The organism is Bacillus sp. ISO11 (assembly GCF_003458115.1).
GTDB classification, from domain to species: Bacteria; Bacillota; Bacilli; order Bacillales; family Bacillaceae_G; genus Bacillus_A; species Bacillus_A cereus.
This window is the reverse complement of sequence record NZ_QXCO01000021.1, coordinates 33625-51602: the sequence shown is the minus strand read 5'-3', so window position 1 is coordinate 51602 and position 17978 is coordinate 33625. Positions and strand designations below refer to the sequence as shown.

Here is a 17978-nt window from a genome sequence, read left to right as displayed (position 1 = left end):
ACTTTAATCCATGGGGTTTACAGGTAATAAATAAAAGGATGGGCTGTAAGCAGCACCATCCTTTTATTTTGATATCATATCAATCCACATTTTAACAGCAGTGCCTACAATTAAAGTGGACAATACATATTGCAGTACTTTTTGATTTAGCCTCTTCCCGACTCGTGCTCCAAGTGGCGCAGCAAATATACTGGCAACCGCAATAATTAGAGCTGGAATGATAACTACTTGCCCAGTAACCATTTTTCCTGTAGTAATCCCTATTGAGGAAATAAACGTAATAGCGATAGATGTTGCGATCGTCATGCGCAGTGGTAATTTTAAAATAACTAGCATAATGGGAACTAAAAGGAACGAACCTCCAGCTCCTATAATGCCTGAAGCTCCCCCTACAACGAACGCTAACAAGCTTGCTAACCATTTATTATACTTCACATCTCCACTATTATTTTGTTTCGGTACAAACATCATAATAGCTGCAATTGTAGCTAATGCTGCATAAACAACATTGACTGTATGTTCCTCTAATATGTTAGCACCGAAACTCCCTATGAAGCTTCCTATTAATATACTAGCTCCCATATACATAACTAACGTTTTATTCATGTCATTACTTTTCCGGTATGCCCAAGCGCCTGCAAAAGTTGCAAAGAATACTTGCACCGCTGTAATACCGCTCACTTCATGTGATGTATAGCCAGAAAATCCTAGCAATACCGGAATGTATAAGATCATCGGATAATTAATAATCGCACCGCCAATTCCAACCATTCCTGATATAAACGATCCTATAAATCCAATTATAAAAAGTAATACGACTAAGCTCATCTTACATCCCCTCCCTTCTAGAAAGAAGATGAATTAAATGAATAAGTTTACATTCCCATCCGAAGCATCTGCTAAATAAGCTCCTACTCCTGCAAACTCTACCCCTTCCATAATCTCTTCCTCTTTTAACCCTAATAAATCTACTGTCATTTGACAAGCGACAAGTTTAATCCCCTGTTCTTTCGCCAAATCGATTAAATCTGGTAAAGGCATCGCATTATGTTTTTTCATAATACCTTTAATCATCTTTGGTCCCATACCTGCAAAATTCATTTTTGATAATCCCATCTTATCCGCACCGCGTGGCATCATTTTTCCAAACACTTTTTCTATAAAAGTTTTCTTTACCTTCACATGCTCATCTTTCCTTAAAGCATTTAATCCCCAAAAAGTATGAAAAATAGTTACCTCTTGATCATACGCCGCTGCACCATTTGCAATAATATAAGCAGCCATTGCTTTATCATAATCTCCGCTAAATAAAACGATTGTTGTTTTCTTCTGTTGTTCCATGTTGTTCTCCCTCCAATTACCTATAGGGGTATTTTATCATTTATAAAAAGGCTCAAATCATGTATCTCTGTACTATACGACTTTACCTTCCCATGCTAACATACCACCTACCATATTAATTGCTTGAAAACCGTAGCTCTCTAAAAACTGAACTGCTCGTGCACTTCTTCCGCCAGAACGACAAACGATAATATACTCTTTCTTTTTATCCAACTCATGCATACGAAACTCTAATAGTCCTAGTGGAATATTACACGCTTCTGGAATTTTCCCTTCGGCTACTTCTTCTACTTCACGTACGTCCACGATATTTACTGCTTCTTTACGTAACAATTTTTCTTCCAATTCTTTTACTGTCATTTCTTTCATTTTAAATTCCCTCCTCACAAACCATTCATACCGCCTGAAACATTGATAACGTGCTGAAATCCTAATTTCTTTAATACCTTTGCTGCTTGCTTACTTCTCATTCCACTTTGGCAAATAACGATTACTTCCTTATTCTTATCTAATTGATTCGCCTTACTTGCTAGATCATTTAGGGGGATATTTTGAAAGCCTTTCATATGATTCCCTCTATATTCACCTACTGTACGGACATCAATAAAATACTTCCCCTTTTTCCCCACTATACTTTTCAATTCTTTGCCATTTATATTTTGAACACCTTTCACTGGTAAAAATCGTGAAATAACAAACCATGCAGCAAGTACAATGAAAAGCGTACTTAATATTGTGTTCATATAACCAACCTCTCTATATTTACAAAACTATTGCTTCACTACGCCTTCCTAATCCAAAACTTCAGCACATCGCCTTCTTCTTCAAGCTTTACGATGTCATGGCCACATTTATTTGCCCACGCTGGAATATCCTTAACTGACCCTTTATCCGTTACATGTATTTCTAACACTTCTCCAGTTTGTAGAGCATCCATTGCTCTCTTTGTTCTTACAATCGGCATTGGACATGCTAAACCTTTCGCATCTAACACTTGTTTTATATTCATCATCAATTCCTCCATTTTTTATTTATTTCATTATTCGTGCACTGCACAACGATTTGGACCAATCTCCATTTCACGCTCTTTATCCACACTTGGGTGAATTTTACCCATATTGGTTTGACGAATTTCTTCATATGCATTTGGCTGAGGTGGTAAGTTTTCTGTTACAACTTTACGGAACTCTCCCTCATCCTCAATATTTAATCCTGCATTATGCTCAAATAAATCTTTTAATTTTGCACTAACGATACCACTTTCGTTCATTTCACTTATTTTTGAATAATGAGCCGGTAACACAACTAAATTTTGAGATAGCTCTTTATATCGGCTATACAAAGTATTACGTAAATCACTCACCCAATCTTCAGCCTTACCAGCAAGATCAGGACGCCCAATTGAATCTACAAATAAAATATCGCCTGATAATAAATAAGAATCATCTACAATGAATGACGTACTTCCAATCGTATGCCCTGGTGAGTATAATGCGTCAATTACAATTTTAGTACCCCCCACCGTAATAACAGATCCTTCAACAAGCGGTTCGTATGAGAAAACAACTTCCTCTGCATCTTTTGGTGGTAACCAATACGTACCACCTACCTTTTCCGCTAACTTACGTCCTCCGGAAATATGGTCTGCATGTAAATGTGTATCCATTACATTCGTAATCGTAACGCCATGCTCTTTCGCAAATTCTTCATATGCTTCAACTGTTCTTACTGCATCAATAACTGCTGCTTCACCATTTGAAACGACCATATAAGATAAACAGCCTTTTCCAAGGCGGTTAAACTGATACATACTTCCACCATTTTTTAAATCTCCAACTTTTATAGGCTTTACATATTCACTCCAAGCCTTCATGCCACCAGCTAAATAATAAATATTTTCTAATCCAGCCTCTGTTAATTGCTCTGCCACAAATATAGAAGACCCTTCTTTTGCACATACTACTAAAACATCTTTATCTTTAGGTAATTCACTTACAATATGATCTACACCATCTAACAAGTCAAAGTAAGGTCTATTAATAGAAGAAACTTGTTTCCCTTCAATTTTCCAATCTTCATAATCCGCCTCATTACGAACATCTAAAATGAATAACTCTCCGAATAACACTTTCTCTGCCACATCTTTTGCTTGTAACGGTTTAACACTCACTCTATTACCCCCATAGGTATATTTTTATTCAAAAAAATTTATTTCTCTATATTCCCTTGCCACTCTAACATACCTGGAATGACATTTTTCACATTTGAATAACCTTTCTCTTTCAACATTTGGCAAGCTATATCACTGCGATTACCAGTTCGGCAAATAACATAAATTTGCTTCGTCTTATCTAATACTGCGCTGTCTAATTCACCTAATGGTACCGAAATGGCGGATGGAATATGACCAAAAGCAAATTCCGCTGCTTCGCGAACATCTAATACAATGCTCTCTTCTCCATGAGACAATATAGACTGTAATTCAGCATTCGTAATTGTATGAGGATATTTCACAATTTCATTCACTTCATGCTCGTTTGCTTTCCTAACATAATGCACCAATACATCATCCTCGTGTTTCGTCCCGATATATTGATGTCCTACTTTACCCGCCCAACTTTTTATATCTACCGTAGATCCTTTATCTGTTGCCTGAACTTCAATCACTTGCCCTGGTGCTAATCCTTCTATCTCCTTCTTCGTTTTCACAATCGGCATCGGACAAGCCAACCCTTTACAATCTAAACTCATATCCACTTTTATACTCATAATTGATTCCTCCACAACTTATATACATATACCCGTAGGGGTATATTAAAATGTTTTTGAAAATCTGTCAACAATTATATTTGACAGATTATCGGCTTTTTACAAGTAATTGAACAGCTTCTTTAATTAACTCTTCATTTGAACCATTACCACTTTCAAACTGTTCACGCAAACATTGCTCTAAATTAGTCCCAACAACGAGCCCAATTGTACGATCAAGGGCAGAACGAGATGCCGTTAACTGTGTAATAACCTCTCGGCAATCTTTTCCTTCTTCCATCATACGAAGCACACCACGAACTTGACCTTCAATACGTTTCAATCTATTTTTCATATCTTGATTATATTCCATCCTATAATCACCTCATTACCATTATGTCACTATTTATAACCTATGACAATATATTATACCCTATAGGGTATTTTGTAAACCCCTATTTTTAATATTTATCTTATATGTTCACAAAACAAGAAGTGAAACCTTACTATATAGGCTTTCATCTTTCACCAAATTTTGAAGTGGAAGATGAAAAAATATTAATATACAACACGTTCTGGTACTACTGTTCCGTATAATTTAAAGCCACCATCTAAGTTCTTTACCTTATATCCTTTTTCCATTAACATGCGCGCTGCAACATACCCTCTCATACCAAGTTGGCAAGTGATATATATTTCTTTGTCCATTGGTACTTCATCCAATCGATCACGTAATTCATCTAACGGAATATTAATAGAGTCTTTAATCATTCCCTGTTTTAGTTCATTAGGCTCTCGAACATCAATAAGATATCCACCATTTTTAACAATGTGATCTATTTCATGCCATTGCACTGTGTCCACAAAACCATCTACTATATTACTTGCCGCATACCCCACCATGTTTACTGGGTCTTTTGCAGAAGAATAGGGCGGGGCATATGATAATTCTAAATCCGGCAAATCGATTACAGTTAAGTTTGCCTTCATTGCCGTTGCAATAACATCAATACGCTTATCTACACCATCACGCCCTAACGCCTGCGCTCCATAAATTTTTCCGCTTTCTTTATTAAAGATTAATTTTATTAGCACAGGCGTAGCATTCGGATAGTATCCCGCATGAGAATTTGCCTGTACATGTACTACCTCATAGGGTATATTTAGTCGTTTTAATATTTTCTCATTCACTCCAGTCGAAGCAACTGTTAAATCAAAAACTTTAGCCACAGAAGTTCCCATCGTACCTTTATATAAAGACTCCGTATGGCCATGGATAATATCTGCTAACATACGACCTTGACGATTAGCGGGCCACGCTAAAGGAATCATCGTTTCTGTTTCTGTAACAAAATCTTTCACTTCAATCGCATCACCAATTGCATATACATGTGGATCTGATGTTTGAAATTTCTCATTTACCTTTATCGTTCCTCTAACTCCTAATGCTAATCCTGCATCTTTCGCTAAACTACTCTCTGGTTGTACACCAATTGCTAAAATAATCATATCTGTTTTTATAACTGAGCCACTTTTTAAACGTACAACAGTCCCATTCTCTTCTAACGCATCTACACCATCTTCAAAAACAAGCTCAACATTGTGCACCTTCATATGCTCATGTACATATGCCGCCATTTCGTAATCAATTGGTGGCATCACTTGATTTGCCATCTCTACAAGAGCAACCTCAATCCCGCGTTCTCTTAAATTCTCAACCATTTCCACTCCAATAAATCCTCCACCAATAACCGTCGCATGACGTGGTTTCTTCTCATCAATATACGCTTTTATACGATCTGTATCAGGTACATTTCGTAACGTAAACAACGCCTTCGCTTCTTCAATGCCCGGAATAGGTGGAACAATTGGTTTTGCCCCTGGTGAAAGAATTAAAATATCATATTCCTCGTTGTATGTTTCATTTGTAGTTACATTCTTTATCGTAATTGTTTTCTCTTCTTTATTAATCTTTACTACTTCACTCAATACACGTATATCTAGATTAAAGCGCTTTGACATTCTTTCAACAGCTTGTACTAATAACTTTTGTCTTTCTGTAATAACACCGCCAATATAGTATGGTAAGCCACAATTTGCAAATGAAATGTATTCACCACGTTCAACCATAATAATTTCATCTTCCTCACTTAAACGACGAAGCCTTGCAGCTACTGATGCCCCGCCAGCAACTCCGCCTACTACAACTATTTTTCTGGACATATTTCAAACCTCCATGTTATTTATTATTTAATTTTTTCATGAATCACAAAAAACCTATACCCGTATGGGTATATAATAGAGTATAAAAAATTTAATTTCAATCAATATGTCTTTCTTTCACAAATTTGAAACAAAAAAGAACTTAGATATTTCCAAGTTCTTTTTCATATAGTTCTGTTCTATAACTTTCTTTACTATTACATCAATACCTAAAGATGGTGTAGTATGAGGGAATACTTGTTTTAGATAACTGAACTACACCTACATTTAAATTTCCAAACTCAATAGTTTCACTTGAAGTTGAATATATTTCGCTTAAAATTCTTAAATACCACAATCTAAGAAAATGAATCCAAATGGATTTACTATATTTATTCAGACCATCTTTTAATATTATTAAACACATTGTCTGTTATCCGATTTCCAAAATTCATATTTTTATTTCCTCTTGTATGAATGGCTATTATTTTGATACCTGTATCAAAATAATGATATACAGGTGATCCACTTTGCCCTTCATAAGTATCAATCTTGTATGTTAGTCTGCTAGGATTAACACCTTCAATTGGACCATAATCTCTCCACATTGTGTAACGTTCATTTCCTATTTTATCAGCTGGATATCCAGGAATCACCGCAAGTAAACCTTTTGGTGATTCTACATAGGTAGTTCTATATCCAAACCAACCCGTATAATCTCCTGGAGACCCATTTAATTTAATCGTTCCATAATCATAATTTGAATTTTCGTTATCAGTCCATCCACTTACCGAGTAAAGTTTTGTTCCTTTATAAGGTAAATACGGTGCTTGTCCTCCATTACATCCTGGAGTTACAATAACATTTGTCGCCCATCCACCAATTTCTTTATTGTAAATACAATGTCCAGCTGTCAGCACTGTATCTTTACTAATTAGTGCTCCTGTACATCCATAAATTTCTCCACTATTATACTGAGTTGCTATATGGACTACAGCACTATACGGATATGAAGTTGTATCATTAACCCGTATTCGATCATCTATTCCTATAACAGAATAGGTAAGAATGTTAGGTGAATAATTTAACTTCGTATTTTCTAAGAAGGCTCCCCAATCTTCCCCACCATGTTTACGCCCTTCAAATGAAGGTGAAACAAGATCTTCTCCCCTTCGATCATTACTATACAAAGATTGTTCTTGAAAAAGTACACGTTCTCCCTCATTTGAAACTGATGTCCACGGTACATCTTCTGCATACACCTTCTGATTCACCAAAAATACTGTACAAAAAAAGATAAAAAGAACACCAAAACTATAAAGAGCCAACCTACATCTTATAGAAATAAAGCTATCCAACATAACTTACCTCCTATACAAATGATAGCGAACAATTGAAGATCCCTTTATAAATTCTAGTTTTTCTTTTTTTAGAAGTCAATGTAATTAATAATGATTATCATTATTAATTACATTGACTTAACAAAATCAAACAATGAGTCATATTCTTTACTCTGCGTTCAAAAACCTGTCTCATTAAAGTTTCACCATATTACATAAATCCATAACCTTTTTCACAATCAACTCCGCAGTATTCTCTCCCGGTGGCATTAACAAATTTGTAACTGTTCCATACACAATAGGACTTAATTCTACTTCATATCCGCCATATGCATATTCGTCTTTTGTCGGTAAATAACCAAGATATCCGTTCATATATCCACCAAAGAAAGCCAATTCATTTTGAAGGCTCTCTTTCATTGCTAAGGCAGTTTCTGAAAAAGGTTCCATCGGTATACCTGAAAACATACCATCATTAACTTGAAACAGTTGAACTTCTAAATCTATACGTAACTTCCGAATACCTTGCCTATATTTCTCTAATACGATAGCAAGCCATTCATCCGTATTCACGCCCCACTGCTTCTCGGCTAATCGAGCCATGCTTCGTATCTCATCAATTTCAGGAATATCCTTCAACTTCATTTGCATCATACTTGAAACTGTCCTTAATTTTACAATTGGACTATATGTAACTGTTGGTAACATCGTTAATATATGTCCACTAAGTATGTAAGCCATTTGTTTTAAGGCTTCACTTGAACCGCGATACTTCGCATTCACATTTCCAGCGGCACCTTGAACGATAATAACAGGGCAGTTCACTATCTGCTCTAGAATCTCTCTCGTCATTCCAGGATAATCCGCTGATAATTCATCACTATTGCCTTTTAAAACATTCGGATGCGCAGTACAAAATACTAAAACCCCAGATAACTCCTTCGTTTCAGCATCCCTTATTGCTAACATACCAATTCGTTTATCTACAACACCATCTATATTTGTTCCCATCTTCGCTTTTCCATCAGATGTTCTCTCTCTTCGATTGACCCCAATATCACCTGTCGTAACACTCCAGCCAACTTCACATCGCTTCAAATTTTTATTAGCAGTAACAGCACCTTGCACCACATTATTTACTAAAATCGTTTTATACGACTGTACGAGCGAATTATCACCGACCGTTTCTGGACCAGAGTGGGTATGTGTATAAACAACCGTTATTCGCTCAAATGGCACATGAAGCCTACTTGCTACTCGCTCACGAATCATATTCGTATCTTCTACTAACATCCCAATATTATCGATACTTATAAACACAGTTTTCATTTCATCTTTTTCAAATACAAAAACTGTCCCATAAATACGCTCTTCAATATTATTTATTCCTGTCTCTCTATGATATCCGACAAAATCAATACCTACAGGCGGCGTAATATCAACCTTACATACCCCTATTTTGCTCATTTAAATCACTCCATTTCTCTATATAACTCCCTTTTTTCAAGAATAGCATATTTAACTTGGTTCCAAATAAAAAGAACGGACACAGTATCCTATGTCCGTTCTTCCCCTCACACATACTTCCGATGCACCATCTTCCCATCATAAGAAAACACAACGCCCTTACTCTCCACAATGGACTCCATATGCACCGTTCTTCCCCATAGTTGATGAAGATATGGTAATACTTTTTCTAAGTATTTTAAATCGAGCTCGATTCCTTCGTAACTATGTTTAATGTATAATTCTCCGTTCTTTAAGTAGTCTCCATCTTCTACTACTAAGTACGGGAACCCACCATTTGTCCGCATATTTACGAGTTGATCACGCACATTCTCCCATTCTTTATCTATTACTTTATATTCTTTTCCTTGGCGCTGGAATAAATACATATCTTCTCGCATAACAAGATCTTTATTTAAGTAGTTTCTTAGGAACGATACGTCCCATTCAATTTCGCGTACTTCAAACATTTTATCACGGCCAGATCCTGGTTTTACGCCTCGTCGTTTCATTTCTTCTGTTGGATTGTTGTACCGTTCTTCAATATCTTCAAACATTTTAATACCGAGGTAGTATGGATTAATGCTTGTTTTTGATGGCTGTACAACACCCGCATTTAATTTCGCAAATTCAATTGCTTCATCAGATGTTAAGTCCATTTCACGAAGTATGCGTTGATGCCAGTAGGACGCCCAGCCTTCGTTCATGATTTTCGTTTCAAGCTGCGGCCAAAAATATAACATTTCTTCGCGCATCATCGTTAATATATCACGCTGCCAATCTTCTAACTCGCGGCTATATTCTTCAATAAAGAGAAGTAAATCTTTTTCTGGTTGTGGTGGAATTTTCTTCTTTTTACGCACATTGGAACGTTCCTGCTTTTTATTGCGATTATCTAAATTCCATAAATCATCGTATTGCGATACCTTTTTCTTTTCTACTTCTTCCTCTTCTAAATCATCAATACTCCATGCGAGCTTCGGACGCATAAGCGACGGATCAATATGCTCTTGAATGGCAAGTACGGCATCTAAAAATGTTTCTACCTCTGCTTTTCCGTACTTATGCTCATACGCTTTCACACGGTCCGCTGTTGCGGCCATACTCTCTACCATATCTCGCTTCGTATTTGAAAAACGAATATTATTTTTGAAAAAATCACAGTGTGCTAAAACGTGCGCTACAATTAATTTGTTTTGAATTAAAGAGTTCGTATCTAATAAAAAGGCGTAACATGGATCAGAGTTAATAACGAGTTCGTATATTTTACTAAGTCCTAAATCGTATTGTAATTTCATTCTGAAAAATTGTTTTCCAAAACTCCAATGTGAAAACCTTGTCGGCATCCCATATGCACCAAATGTATAAATAATTTCCGCTGGACATATTTCATAACGCATCGGATAAAAATCAAGCCCAAATCCAGTCGCAATTTCCGTAATTTCCGCAATCGCATATTGCAGTGCTTTATCGTCACTTGCTCTCATTATTTTCCCTCCTTACACTTTCCCTTAAGAAAGTGTATGACGAAGAACAAGCTTTCATGAGGATTGATTGCATAATAAAAAGACACCCCCGCAAAAACGAGAATGTCTTATCTATTAACCTTCAATAATCTCCATCTTCTCCATAATCGGAGTACGAGCTTTTCCTTCTGGTGCTTTATCGAAATAGCCGATATGAAGAATTCCAACGATACGTTGGCCTCTTGTTAAACCGATTCCTTCTATAAATAATGGATTGTAGTTTAATCCGCCAGATTTCCAAACGCAACCTAATCCGCGTTCCCAAGCAAGAAGTTGGAAGTTTTGCATAAATGCACATGTTGCAGCGTAATCTTCGTCACGCTGAATTTGACGTGGATCTTCATTTATATATACAACGATTTGTGCAGGCGTGCTTAAGAAACGATCTGATAAAATTTTACCGCGTTTCGCTCTTTCTTCTTCTGTGAAAGAGTTTAATACTGCATCTACTAATTTCTTGCGGCCTTCTCCGATGTATAGTTTACAATTCCATGGTTCACGGTGCTTATGATTAGGTGCCCATGTTGCATCATTTAATAGTTCAATTAATAAATCTTTTTCTACTGCTTTGTCTGTAAATGTACGAACAGAGCGTCTTTCTTTAATCACATTAGCGATGGAAGTATATGTAGTCATATTTATCTCTCCCTTATTTTTATCTATATGTATAAGTTTATCGTCATCATTGATATTGATTTTCAATTTCGATTATACCTTAGTTTTTTACTATTAATCAATGTTTTATGTTGGAAAACTTCTAAAAACATCATTTCATACTGTGAATAAAAAAACTTGATTTGTTCACAAGTATTTCACATTTTATGGAAATGATATGTGTACAGTTTTCTACATTATCCATCTAGGAGGAGTTTACATGTACAAAAAAATCGCTGTTTGTATGACTATGGCAGCATTATTATGCGGGATATCCACCTTCCCTACATCCGCTGCCACACCAAAAGAAGTAACAATGCATCACCATAAACCAATTTCAGAAGAAGAAATGCAATCGCTAGAAAAACTCGGCTATAACAAACATGAAATTTGGAAAGCTGCTCATATTGCAAGAATTAGTAATAAAGAAATAAAAGATGTTTTAGCTTACTATAAGCAAAATAAATCTTGGGAGAAAACAGCCGAGCATTTCGGTGTAGATCCAAGTAAGCTGAAAAAGCATCATATGAATAAAGAAACAAAGCAAGCACTGCTACAACGGTTAGCAACTATGCAAAAATCCACACCGGATCAGCTAAAGCAAAAAATGAAAGAATATAACATCAAATTGCGTCATCTTACTGTGTTAACAATCATCTCTCAAAAAAGCAATACCCCTCTTGATGATGTATTAAAGATGAAAAAAGATGGAATGGACATTAAACAAATTGCCGAAAAATTAAATGTAAAAAGAGAAGATATACGAGCGGAAATGATGAAATTAGTGAAGTCTATTAAAGAACAAAAAACAAATTAAACTGCTAAAAAGGAAGAGGCATTCACCACTCTTCCTTTTCTTTATGAACTTTCAATTTTTAAGTATAAATTCCCGTCTTTCCCAAAAACTAACACAAGTAAATGATGTAAGTTAGGGGTGAGAAAATGTTCGGTTTATCATCTAAGAAATCAAAAAAGACTAATACAAAAACACTTTGTTCTATTCCAGAATTTATACAAACCATGAAAGAATCAAGCGATTTTGTCTCTTATAACATACTTAAAGATGAAACGTTGTGCTTGTTTTATTATAAATCTGTCGTGGAAGCACTTATTATTAAACAATTCATTTTAACTCCCATAAAAAAGGAATCGGAACAAATCCAAAACATCTCTGATTTATGTAATATCATCTCTATTGAAGACATTATTACCTCCCCTTCTATTGATGATATTCGTGAAAAATTATTAGGTGGATATATTTTAATACGCTTAAAAAACAATTCGAATCCTGATCAATATGCTTTAATTCGTGCCGAAAGTACTGTTTTAGGAAAACGATTATATAACGATACAGAAAATGAGTATAGCGTAATCGGACCTAAAATCGGTTTCGTTGAAAACCTTGATACAAATATCCACTTATTACGCCGAAATATCGTAACGGAGCAACTCATTTTTAAAGAAGTTACCGTCGGATCTATATCAAAAACGAAAGTAGCAGTTGCTTATATAGAAGGAATTACAAATGAACAATTTGTCAACACCGCAATTCAACGGCTAGAAGACATTGACTTTGATGTCCCATTTGATTCAACTATGATTGAGCAATTTATTAGTGATAATAGCAATTCACCTTTTCCTGTTCTATTACCTACAGAACGATTAGATCGAGCTGTATTTGCATTAATTAACGGGGAAGTTTTAATTTTAACAGATGGCTCTCCATATGCTTTATCAGGACCAACAACATTACTGGATTTTTTCATTTCACCAGAAGATTATTATTTACCGTGGATGATTGGATCGTTTTTTCGTATTATTCGTTTTTTCGGAGCTATATTTTCTCTTTTTTCTTCCGCTATTTATACAGCGGCTTTAACATATCATTATCAAATGATCCCTGCCGATTTACTAGGTCCTATTATTTTCTCGAGAGCTAACGTACCTTTCCCTCCTATTCTAGAAGCACTCTTTTTAGAAATTACAATCGAATTGCTTCGTGAAGCGGGAGCGCGTTTACCGACAAAAGTCGGACAAACGATCGGGATTGTTGGGGGGATTGTAATTGGCCAAGCATCTGTGGAGGCAGCTTTGACAAGTACAATTTTATTAATTGCAGTTGCTTTATCCGCTCTTGCATCTTTCACAACACCAACCGTAAAGATGTCTTCTACTATCCGGTTGTTACGCTTTCCGCTTATTCTTTTAGCCGGTGCATTCGGAGGATTAGGCCTCGCTGTCGGATTTGTATTTATTTTAGCTCATTTAATTAAATTAAAATCACTTGGATCACCTTATTTGTTACCTTTATATCCGTTTCGTGGTTTAGGTACAGCAGAAGGTTTTCTTCGATTACCATTTAGTCAAACGGCACAAAGACCTTCTTTTCTTAGACCAAAATCAAAATGGCGCTACAATCCAAACAAATCGAAGCAAAAACGTGATGGTGAGAATGAATGAAAAAAATTTTATTGCACCTTATCATTATCTTCTTCGTTTTACAAACTGGCTGTACACAAACGTATATAGTGGATGCACAGCGTATTATTCATATTGCTGGATTTGACATCACAAAAAACAAAAAATTCCAAGGAACTATTCTATTCCCAGAGTACACACATGGTGTAAAGTCTAAACCAGAGACGCAAACAACATCTGCCCGTTCACTTGAAACAATTGCTTCACGATTAAATGCGAAATCTCCTCACAATGTTGTTGTAGGTCAAATGCGTGTCGTCCTATTTGGAAAGGCTCTAGGGGAACGCGGAATGGGAGAGATTATTACTAACTTACAACGTGACCCAAATATCGGGCGTGATGTACAACTAGCAATTGTAGATGGATCGGCTGAAGAGCTTTTAAATTACGGAAAAAAAAATGGGTCTTTATATATTGCTGATTTACTCGAGCAAAATATAAGAAATGAGAACATTCCACAAACTGAATTAAACATTTTTTTATATAATTATTACTCTTCTGTATGTGATGCCTATGTTCCTTATATTAAAATGGACGATAATCATTCTGTCGCTGTCAAAGGACTTGCCTTTTTAAAAGGCGATAAAGTCGTCATGTATACGGATAAAAGACATTCTGTTTTAGCAAAATTACTTATTAATCCTACGAAAAATGGACGTTACGAAGCAGCAATAAAAAAGGATAAACATAAAGGTATGGTTGTTATACAAAACTTAGCTGGGGAAAATAAGTATGATATAGATCAAACTGGCGACATACCAAAAGTAAAAATCCATTTAAAACTAAATGGATTAATTAAAAACTCTCCTAATTGGATTGATCTAAGAAAAAAAATAAATATCAACTATATAAAAAAACAAATTGAACGAAATGTCGAAAAAGACTGTGAAGATTTAATAAAACAATTTCAAGAAAAAGAAATTGATCCTTTAGGAATACGAGATGAAATTAGAAGCCATACGAGAAAATGGAATATAAAACAAATTCGAAATATGTATAAAAATGTAGCGGTAGATATAAATTTAGATCTTAATATTGTACAATCTGGAATCGGAGAATAGTGAGGTGAAATAAGCAATGAATACAATGAATAAAACAAAGACCGTATCTCCATATTTTGCATTTATTTTATTGCATTCTCTCCAGGTTGGTATAGGAATTCTCGGATATCAACGTGTAATTTTGAAAAATGCAGGTTATGATGCTTGGATTTCTCTTATTATTGCAGGTATTGCAACTCATATTGTACTGTTTTGTATGTTAAAAATGCTTGAAAAAGACGGAGATTTAATTAGTATTCATACAACAACCTTTGGAAAATGGGTTGGCTCTATATTTTCTGTAATTTTCACTCTTTATTGCTTATTATTTTGCCTTACTGTTCTTCGTACATATATAGAAGTGATACAAGTTTGGATTTTCCCTACCATTAAGTTATGGAAACTTACGCTTATGTTTTTATTAGTCACTTACTACATTATAAAAGGTGGCTTCCGTTCTGTGACAGGGATATGTTTTTGGGGTATTGTTCTTCCTATGTTCGTTGTATTCTTTTTAGTCTATCCGATGAAGTATGCACATTTTCGTAATATTTTACCTATTTTTACACATTCACCCTTTGACATGCTTATATCTGCAAAACACTCTGCATTAGAATTTCTAGGGTTTGAAACAATTCTTATCTTTTATCCCTTTATTGAAAAAGGAAAATCTTTAAAGCGATGGGCCCATGCTGGAATTGCTTTTAGCACCTTAATTTATGTAGTTTTAGCTATCGTATCTTTTATGTATTACAGCGAGGGACAATTAAACCGTACTATTTGGCCTACTTTAACGATGTTAAAAATAATTAAAGTTCCTTTTATTCAGCGCTTTGAATATATTATTATTTTCGTTTGGTTTTTAATTATTTTACCAAACCTTTGCTTAACCATTTGGTCATCATGTCAAACGATGAAGCGTTCCTTTCATATTTCATTTAAATTTACATTACCGTTTTTTATTTTCATCATATTTTCAGCTTCTCTGTTTTTCACAAACCGTGAAAGTATCAACACATTAAATACCGTACTATCTCAAGCGGGTTTATATATTGTATACACTTATATCCCGATTTTATTTTTGTTTCATTCACTAAGATGGCACTTCAAAAATCGTTCAAAAAAAACTTCTCCCTAGGTGTCCCTTAGTCTGATACAATTTTATTAATACATTTGTAAAGGGGACAAGCGAATGAAAAAGTATGTATTTTCTTTACTTGCAGTACTAAGCTTAATTCTTGCTGGATGCGGAAGTACTGGTACAAATGACCAAAAATCTTCTGAATCAAAACAAGAAGAACATGACCACGCATCGCACACTCAGCAAGCTGACATTCAAGAGAAAACAAAAGGAGTCGACACACTTCCGACCTTCCTAGATAAGCTTGATCCACAAATGAAAGATATCTACACCGTCGCTGGACAAAATGCAGAGCTATTAGATTGGATTCCATGCTATTGTGGTTGCGGTGAAAGTGTAGGACATAAAAATAATAAAAACTGCTTTATTCGTGAAATTAAAAAGAATGGTGAAGTTGTTTGGGACTCCCATGCAACGACTTGCGTCAATTGCCTAGAAATCGCAGTTGAATCTGCTTCCATGAAACAAAAAGGAAAATCAACGCTAGAAATTCGTAACTATATCGATAATAAATATAAAGAAGGCTATGGCAAACCAACACCTACGCCAATGCCAAAAGCTTGAAAAACGAGGAAACTCCTCGTTTTTTCTTTTCATTCACTTTTTTTCTTAACAAATTCTTTCAAGTGTATTTCCCCTTACTTATCACACACTATATATAACTCTCGGTAAGGAGGGTACACAGTGCAAACATATAACGACTATGATAAAGCTCTCTATTACACGTATTGCTGTAATTGGGATAAATTACTCGTTCTCATGGTTCAAACGAACGATCAATTATTTTCTAAGCGTATTGAGCATTTTTTACACGCTTATCAATACAGCAAGGAACTGCCAGAAGTTGATAAACAATTGCAGCTCCTATTTCAATATATTGACCACGCATCCCAAAAGTCGCATGTAGAAGAAGTAGAACAAATTCAAATGTAAAATATAGCGCTATTCTCTTTAGGAGGGTAGCGCTTTTATTAATATTAATACTAATAAAAGTTCCCTCTTATAAAACTTTTATTGATAAACATATTTTTTCTTTCTTTTCCATACCACTTCATACTATAATTTAGTATGTAACTATTATAAGAGAGGTATAAAATATGGGACGAGAAAAAAAGCAAGAATATGCTTTACTTACCGCATGGGGAGCTTCTTTTATCGCTACACTAGGAAGTCTGTACTTTTCCGAAATCATGAAATTTGAGCCTTGTGTTCTTTGTTGGTATCAACGTATTTTTATGTATCCATTCGTTTTATGGCTCGGTATCGCTGTAGCAAAAAAAGATTATCGCATCGCAAGTTATTCTTTACCAATTGCAAGTATTGGTGCTTGTATTTCTTTATATCACTATGCAATTCAAAAAGTCCCAGCGTTTTCAGTCGCTGGAGCAGCTTGCGGTCGTGTACCCTGCACCGGAGAATTTATAAACTGGTTTGGTTTTATTACAATCCCGTTTTTAGCACTTATCGGCTTTATTACAATCGCTGTTTGTAGCTTTATTGTCATCAAAAACAAATAAGGAGATGAAAGAATGAAAAAAATGCTTATATTTGGTGGTATTATTATCGCCTTGTTTGCGGCAATTTTCGCTGTAACACAAATGGAAGAAAAAAACGCTTCAACTAGCCAAAAAATTGATAATCCTGCTGAAAGTAAGACAAACGGTCCTGACTACTACACAAATAAAATTTCTCTTTCAGATCTTCAAAAGAACTTAAAAGAGAAAAAAGAAGAAACAGTATACTTTTATCAAACATCTTGCGTTCATTGCCAAAAATTATCTCCTGTCCTAGTGCCAATGGCTAAAGACTTAAACGTTGATATGAAAGTTATGGATATTGAAAAATTAGATGCTCCTTGGGATGAATATAAAATTCAAGGAACACCAACAATCATTCATTTTAAAGATGGCAAAGAAGTGAGCCGTATTAGCGGTGAACAGCCGAAAGATAAATTAAAAGAATGGCTTGAGCAAACGAAAAAGTAACGAGAAAAGGAAACTCC

General features: G+C 35.2%; 21 protein-coding genes. 8 read left to right on the top strand and 13 right to left on the bottom strand.

Annotated features, from left to right (window positions below; all coding sequences use genetic code 11):
- Positions 1-63: 63 nt before the first annotated feature.
- From D1166_RS20650 to D1166_RS20585, 13 genes are all read right to left on the bottom strand, one after another.
- Positions 64-828, bottom strand: a complete 765-nt coding sequence (locus tag D1166_RS20650) for a sulfite exporter TauE/SafE family protein (protein ID WP_000060715.1) — start codon at positions 826-828, stop codon at positions 64-66.
- Between the two features lie 33 nt (positions 829-861).
- Positions 862-1341: a DsrE/DsrF/DrsH-like family protein gene (locus D1166_RS20645; protein ID WP_000437728.1), complete on the bottom strand. Its 480-nt coding sequence runs from the start codon at positions 1339-1341 to the stop codon at positions 862-864.
- A 72-nt stretch (positions 1342-1413) separates the two neighbouring features.
- The gene (locus tag D1166_RS20640; RefSeq protein ID WP_000661816.1) at positions 1414-1710 is read right to left on the bottom strand and encodes a rhodanese-like domain-containing protein; all 297 of its coding nucleotides are present in this window, start codon (positions 1708-1710) and stop codon (positions 1414-1416) included.
- Between the two features lie 14 nt (positions 1711-1724).
- Positions 1725-2084 (bottom strand): rhodanese-like domain-containing protein, encoded by a 360-nt coding sequence (locus tag D1166_RS20635; RefSeq protein ID WP_001092317.1) that lies wholly within the window; start codon positions 2082-2084, stop codon positions 1725-1727.
- A gap of 38 nt (positions 2085-2122) precedes the next feature.
- Positions 2123-2353, bottom strand: coding sequence for a sulfurtransferase TusA family protein (locus D1166_RS20630; protein WP_002093886.1), 231 nt, complete (start codon positions 2351-2353; stop codon positions 2123-2125).
- 27 nt (positions 2354-2380) lie between these two features.
- Entirely contained in the window at positions 2381-3511 is a 1131-nt protein-coding gene (locus D1166_RS20625; protein ID WP_000114056.1) for an MBL fold metallo-hydrolase, read from the bottom strand.
- A gap of 38 nt (positions 3512-3549) precedes the next feature.
- Positions 3550-4110, bottom strand: a complete 561-nt coding sequence (locus D1166_RS20620) for a sulfurtransferase TusA family protein (protein ID WP_097856406.1) — start codon at positions 4108-4110, stop codon at positions 3550-3552.
- Between the two features lie 88 nt (positions 4111-4198).
- The gene (locus D1166_RS20615; RefSeq protein ID WP_000456206.1) at positions 4199-4462 is read right to left on the bottom strand and encodes a metal-sensitive transcriptional regulator; all 264 of its coding nucleotides are present in this window, start codon (positions 4460-4462) and stop codon (positions 4199-4201) included.
- 185 nt (positions 4463-4647) lie between these two features.
- The gene (cdr, locus tag D1166_RS20610) at positions 4648-6312 is read right to left on the bottom strand and encodes a CoA-disulfide reductase (RefSeq protein ID WP_097856407.1); all 1665 of its coding nucleotides are present in this window, start codon (positions 6310-6312) and stop codon (positions 4648-4650) included.
- A 371-nt stretch (positions 6313-6683) separates the two neighbouring features.
- Complete coding sequence (locus D1166_RS20600; protein WP_118043410.1) at positions 6684-7652, bottom strand: trypsin-like serine peptidase; 969 nt, start codon at positions 7650-7652, stop codon at positions 6684-6686.
- A 174-nt stretch (positions 7653-7826) separates the two neighbouring features.
- Complete coding sequence (locus D1166_RS20595) at positions 7827-9098, bottom strand: neutral/alkaline non-lysosomal ceramidase N-terminal domain-containing protein (protein WP_097861973.1); 1272 nt, start codon at positions 9096-9098, stop codon at positions 7827-7829.
- A 107-nt stretch (positions 9099-9205) separates the two neighbouring features.
- Positions 9206-10624: a stage V sporulation protein SpoVR gene (spoVR, locus tag D1166_RS20590; RefSeq protein ID WP_089170444.1), complete on the bottom strand. Its 1419-nt coding sequence runs from the start codon at positions 10622-10624 to the stop codon at positions 9206-9208.
- Positions 10625-10738: 114 nt separating this feature from the next.
- Positions 10739-11299, bottom strand: a complete 561-nt coding sequence (locus tag D1166_RS20585) for a nitroreductase family protein (protein ID WP_000214818.1) — start codon at positions 11297-11299, stop codon at positions 10739-10741.
- Positions 11300-11537: 238 nt separating this feature from the next.
- Here D1166_RS20585 and D1166_RS20580 point away from each other — a divergent pair, with 238 nt between their 5' ends.
- From D1166_RS20580 to D1166_RS20545, 8 genes are all read left to right on the top strand, one after another.
- Entirely contained in the window at positions 11538-12134 is a 597-nt protein-coding gene (locus D1166_RS20580; protein ID WP_118043409.1) for a hypothetical protein, read from the top strand.
- A 125-nt stretch (positions 12135-12259) separates the two neighbouring features.
- Positions 12260-13777: a spore germination protein gene (locus D1166_RS20575; RefSeq protein WP_000467489.1), complete on the top strand. Its 1518-nt coding sequence runs from the start codon at positions 12260-12262 to the stop codon at positions 13775-13777.
- The gene (locus tag D1166_RS20570) at positions 13774-14856 is read left to right on the top strand and encodes a Ger(x)C family spore germination protein (RefSeq protein WP_097856410.1); all 1083 of its coding nucleotides are present in this window, start codon (positions 13774-13776) and stop codon (positions 14854-14856) included. Before D1166_RS20575 ends, D1166_RS20570 begins: the two co-directional genes overlap by 4 nt.
- A gap of 16 nt (positions 14857-14872) precedes the next feature.
- Positions 14873-15973 carry a GerAB/ArcD/ProY family transporter gene (locus D1166_RS20565; protein ID WP_001095042.1) on the top strand — a complete coding sequence of 367 codons (1101 nt, stop codon included), beginning with the start codon at positions 14873-14875 and terminating at the stop codon, positions 15971-15973.
- 54 nt (positions 15974-16027) lie between these two features.
- On the top strand, positions 16028-16540 hold the full coding sequence (locus D1166_RS20560; RefSeq protein WP_000761029.1) for a PCYCGC domain-containing protein: 513 nt from the start codon (positions 16028-16030) through the stop codon (positions 16538-16540).
- 120 nt (positions 16541-16660) lie between these two features.
- A complete protein-coding gene (locus D1166_RS20555) occupies positions 16661-16909 on the top strand; it encodes a YhdB family protein (RefSeq protein ID WP_001195459.1) in 249 nt (82 codons plus the stop codon).
- A 164-nt stretch (positions 16910-17073) separates the two neighbouring features.
- Positions 17074-17493 carry a disulfide formation protein C gene (locus D1166_RS20550; protein ID WP_063263464.1) on the top strand — a complete coding sequence of 140 codons (420 nt, stop codon included), beginning with the start codon at positions 17074-17076 and terminating at the stop codon, positions 17491-17493.
- Between the two features lie 12 nt (positions 17494-17505).
- Positions 17506-17961 (top strand): thioredoxin family protein, encoded by a 456-nt coding sequence (locus tag D1166_RS20545; protein ID WP_061667652.1) that lies wholly within the window; start codon positions 17506-17508, stop codon positions 17959-17961.
- Positions 17962-17978 lie beyond the last annotated feature (17 nt).

What these genes read in the sequence shown, in the direction of transcription:
- D1166_RS20600 (WP_118043410.1), bottom strand. Translation starts at nt 7,652, where the DNA reads ATGTTGGATAGCTTTATTTCTATAAGATGTAGGTTGGCTCTTTATAGT.
- D1166_RS20580 (WP_118043409.1), top strand. Translation starts at nt 11,538, where the DNA reads ATGTACAAAAAAATCGCTGTTTGTATGACTATGGCAGCATTATTATGC.
- D1166_RS20550 (WP_063263464.1), top strand. Translation starts at nt 17,074, where the DNA reads ATGGGACGAGAAAAAAAGCAAGAATATGCTTTACTTACCGCATGGGGA.
- cdr (WP_097856407.1), bottom strand. Translation starts at nt 6,312, where the DNA reads ATGTCCAGAAAAATAGTTGTAGTAGGCGGAGTTGCTGGCGGGGCATCA.
- D1166_RS20620 (WP_097856406.1), bottom strand. Translation starts at nt 4,110, where the DNA reads ATGAGTATAAAAGTGGATATGAGTTTAGATTGTAAAGGGTTGGCTTGT.
- D1166_RS20630 (WP_002093886.1), bottom strand. Translation starts at nt 2,353, where the DNA reads ATGATGAATATAAAACAAGTGTTAGATGCGAAAGGTTTAGCATGTCCA.
- D1166_RS20565 (WP_001095042.1), top strand. Translation starts at nt 14,873, where the DNA reads ATGAATACAATGAATAAAACAAAGACCGTATCTCCATATTTTGCATTT.
- D1166_RS20635 (WP_001092317.1), bottom strand. Translation starts at nt 2,084, where the DNA reads ATGAACACAATATTAAGTACGCTTTTCATTGTACTTGCTGCATGGTTT.
- D1166_RS20575 (WP_000467489.1), top strand. Translation starts at nt 12,260, where the DNA reads ATGTTCGGTTTATCATCTAAGAAATCAAAAAAGACTAATACAAAAACA.
- D1166_RS20645 (WP_000437728.1), bottom strand. Translation starts at nt 1,341, where the DNA reads ATGGAACAACAGAAGAAAACAACAATCGTTTTATTTAGCGGAGATTAT.
- D1166_RS20545 (WP_061667652.1), top strand. Translation starts at nt 17,506, where the DNA reads ATGAAAAAAATGCTTATATTTGGTGGTATTATTATCGCCTTGTTTGCG.
- D1166_RS20595 (WP_097861973.1), bottom strand. Translation starts at nt 9,098, where the DNA reads ATGAGCAAAATAGGGGTATGTAAGGTTGATATTACGCCGCCTGTAGGT.
- D1166_RS20615 (WP_000456206.1), bottom strand. Translation starts at nt 4,462, where the DNA reads ATGGAATATAATCAAGATATGAAAAATAGATTGAAACGTATTGAAGGT.
- D1166_RS20570 (WP_097856410.1), top strand. Translation starts at nt 13,774, where the DNA reads ATGAAAAAAATTTTATTGCACCTTATCATTATCTTCTTCGTTTTACAA.
- D1166_RS20560 (WP_000761029.1), top strand. Translation starts at nt 16,028, where the DNA reads ATGAAAAAGTATGTATTTTCTTTACTTGCAGTACTAAGCTTAATTCTT.
- D1166_RS20585 (WP_000214818.1), bottom strand. Translation starts at nt 11,299, where the DNA reads ATGACTACATATACTTCCATCGCTAATGTGATTAAAGAAAGACGCTCT.
- D1166_RS20640 (WP_000661816.1), bottom strand. Translation starts at nt 1,710, where the DNA reads ATGAAAGAAATGACAGTAAAAGAATTGGAAGAAAAATTGTTACGTAAA.
- D1166_RS20650 (WP_000060715.1), bottom strand. Translation starts at nt 828, where the DNA reads ATGAGCTTAGTCGTATTACTTTTTATAATTGGATTTATAGGATCGTTT.
- spoVR (WP_089170444.1), bottom strand. Translation starts at nt 10,624, where the DNA reads ATGAGAGCAAGTGACGATAAAGCACTGCAATATGCGATTGCGGAAATT.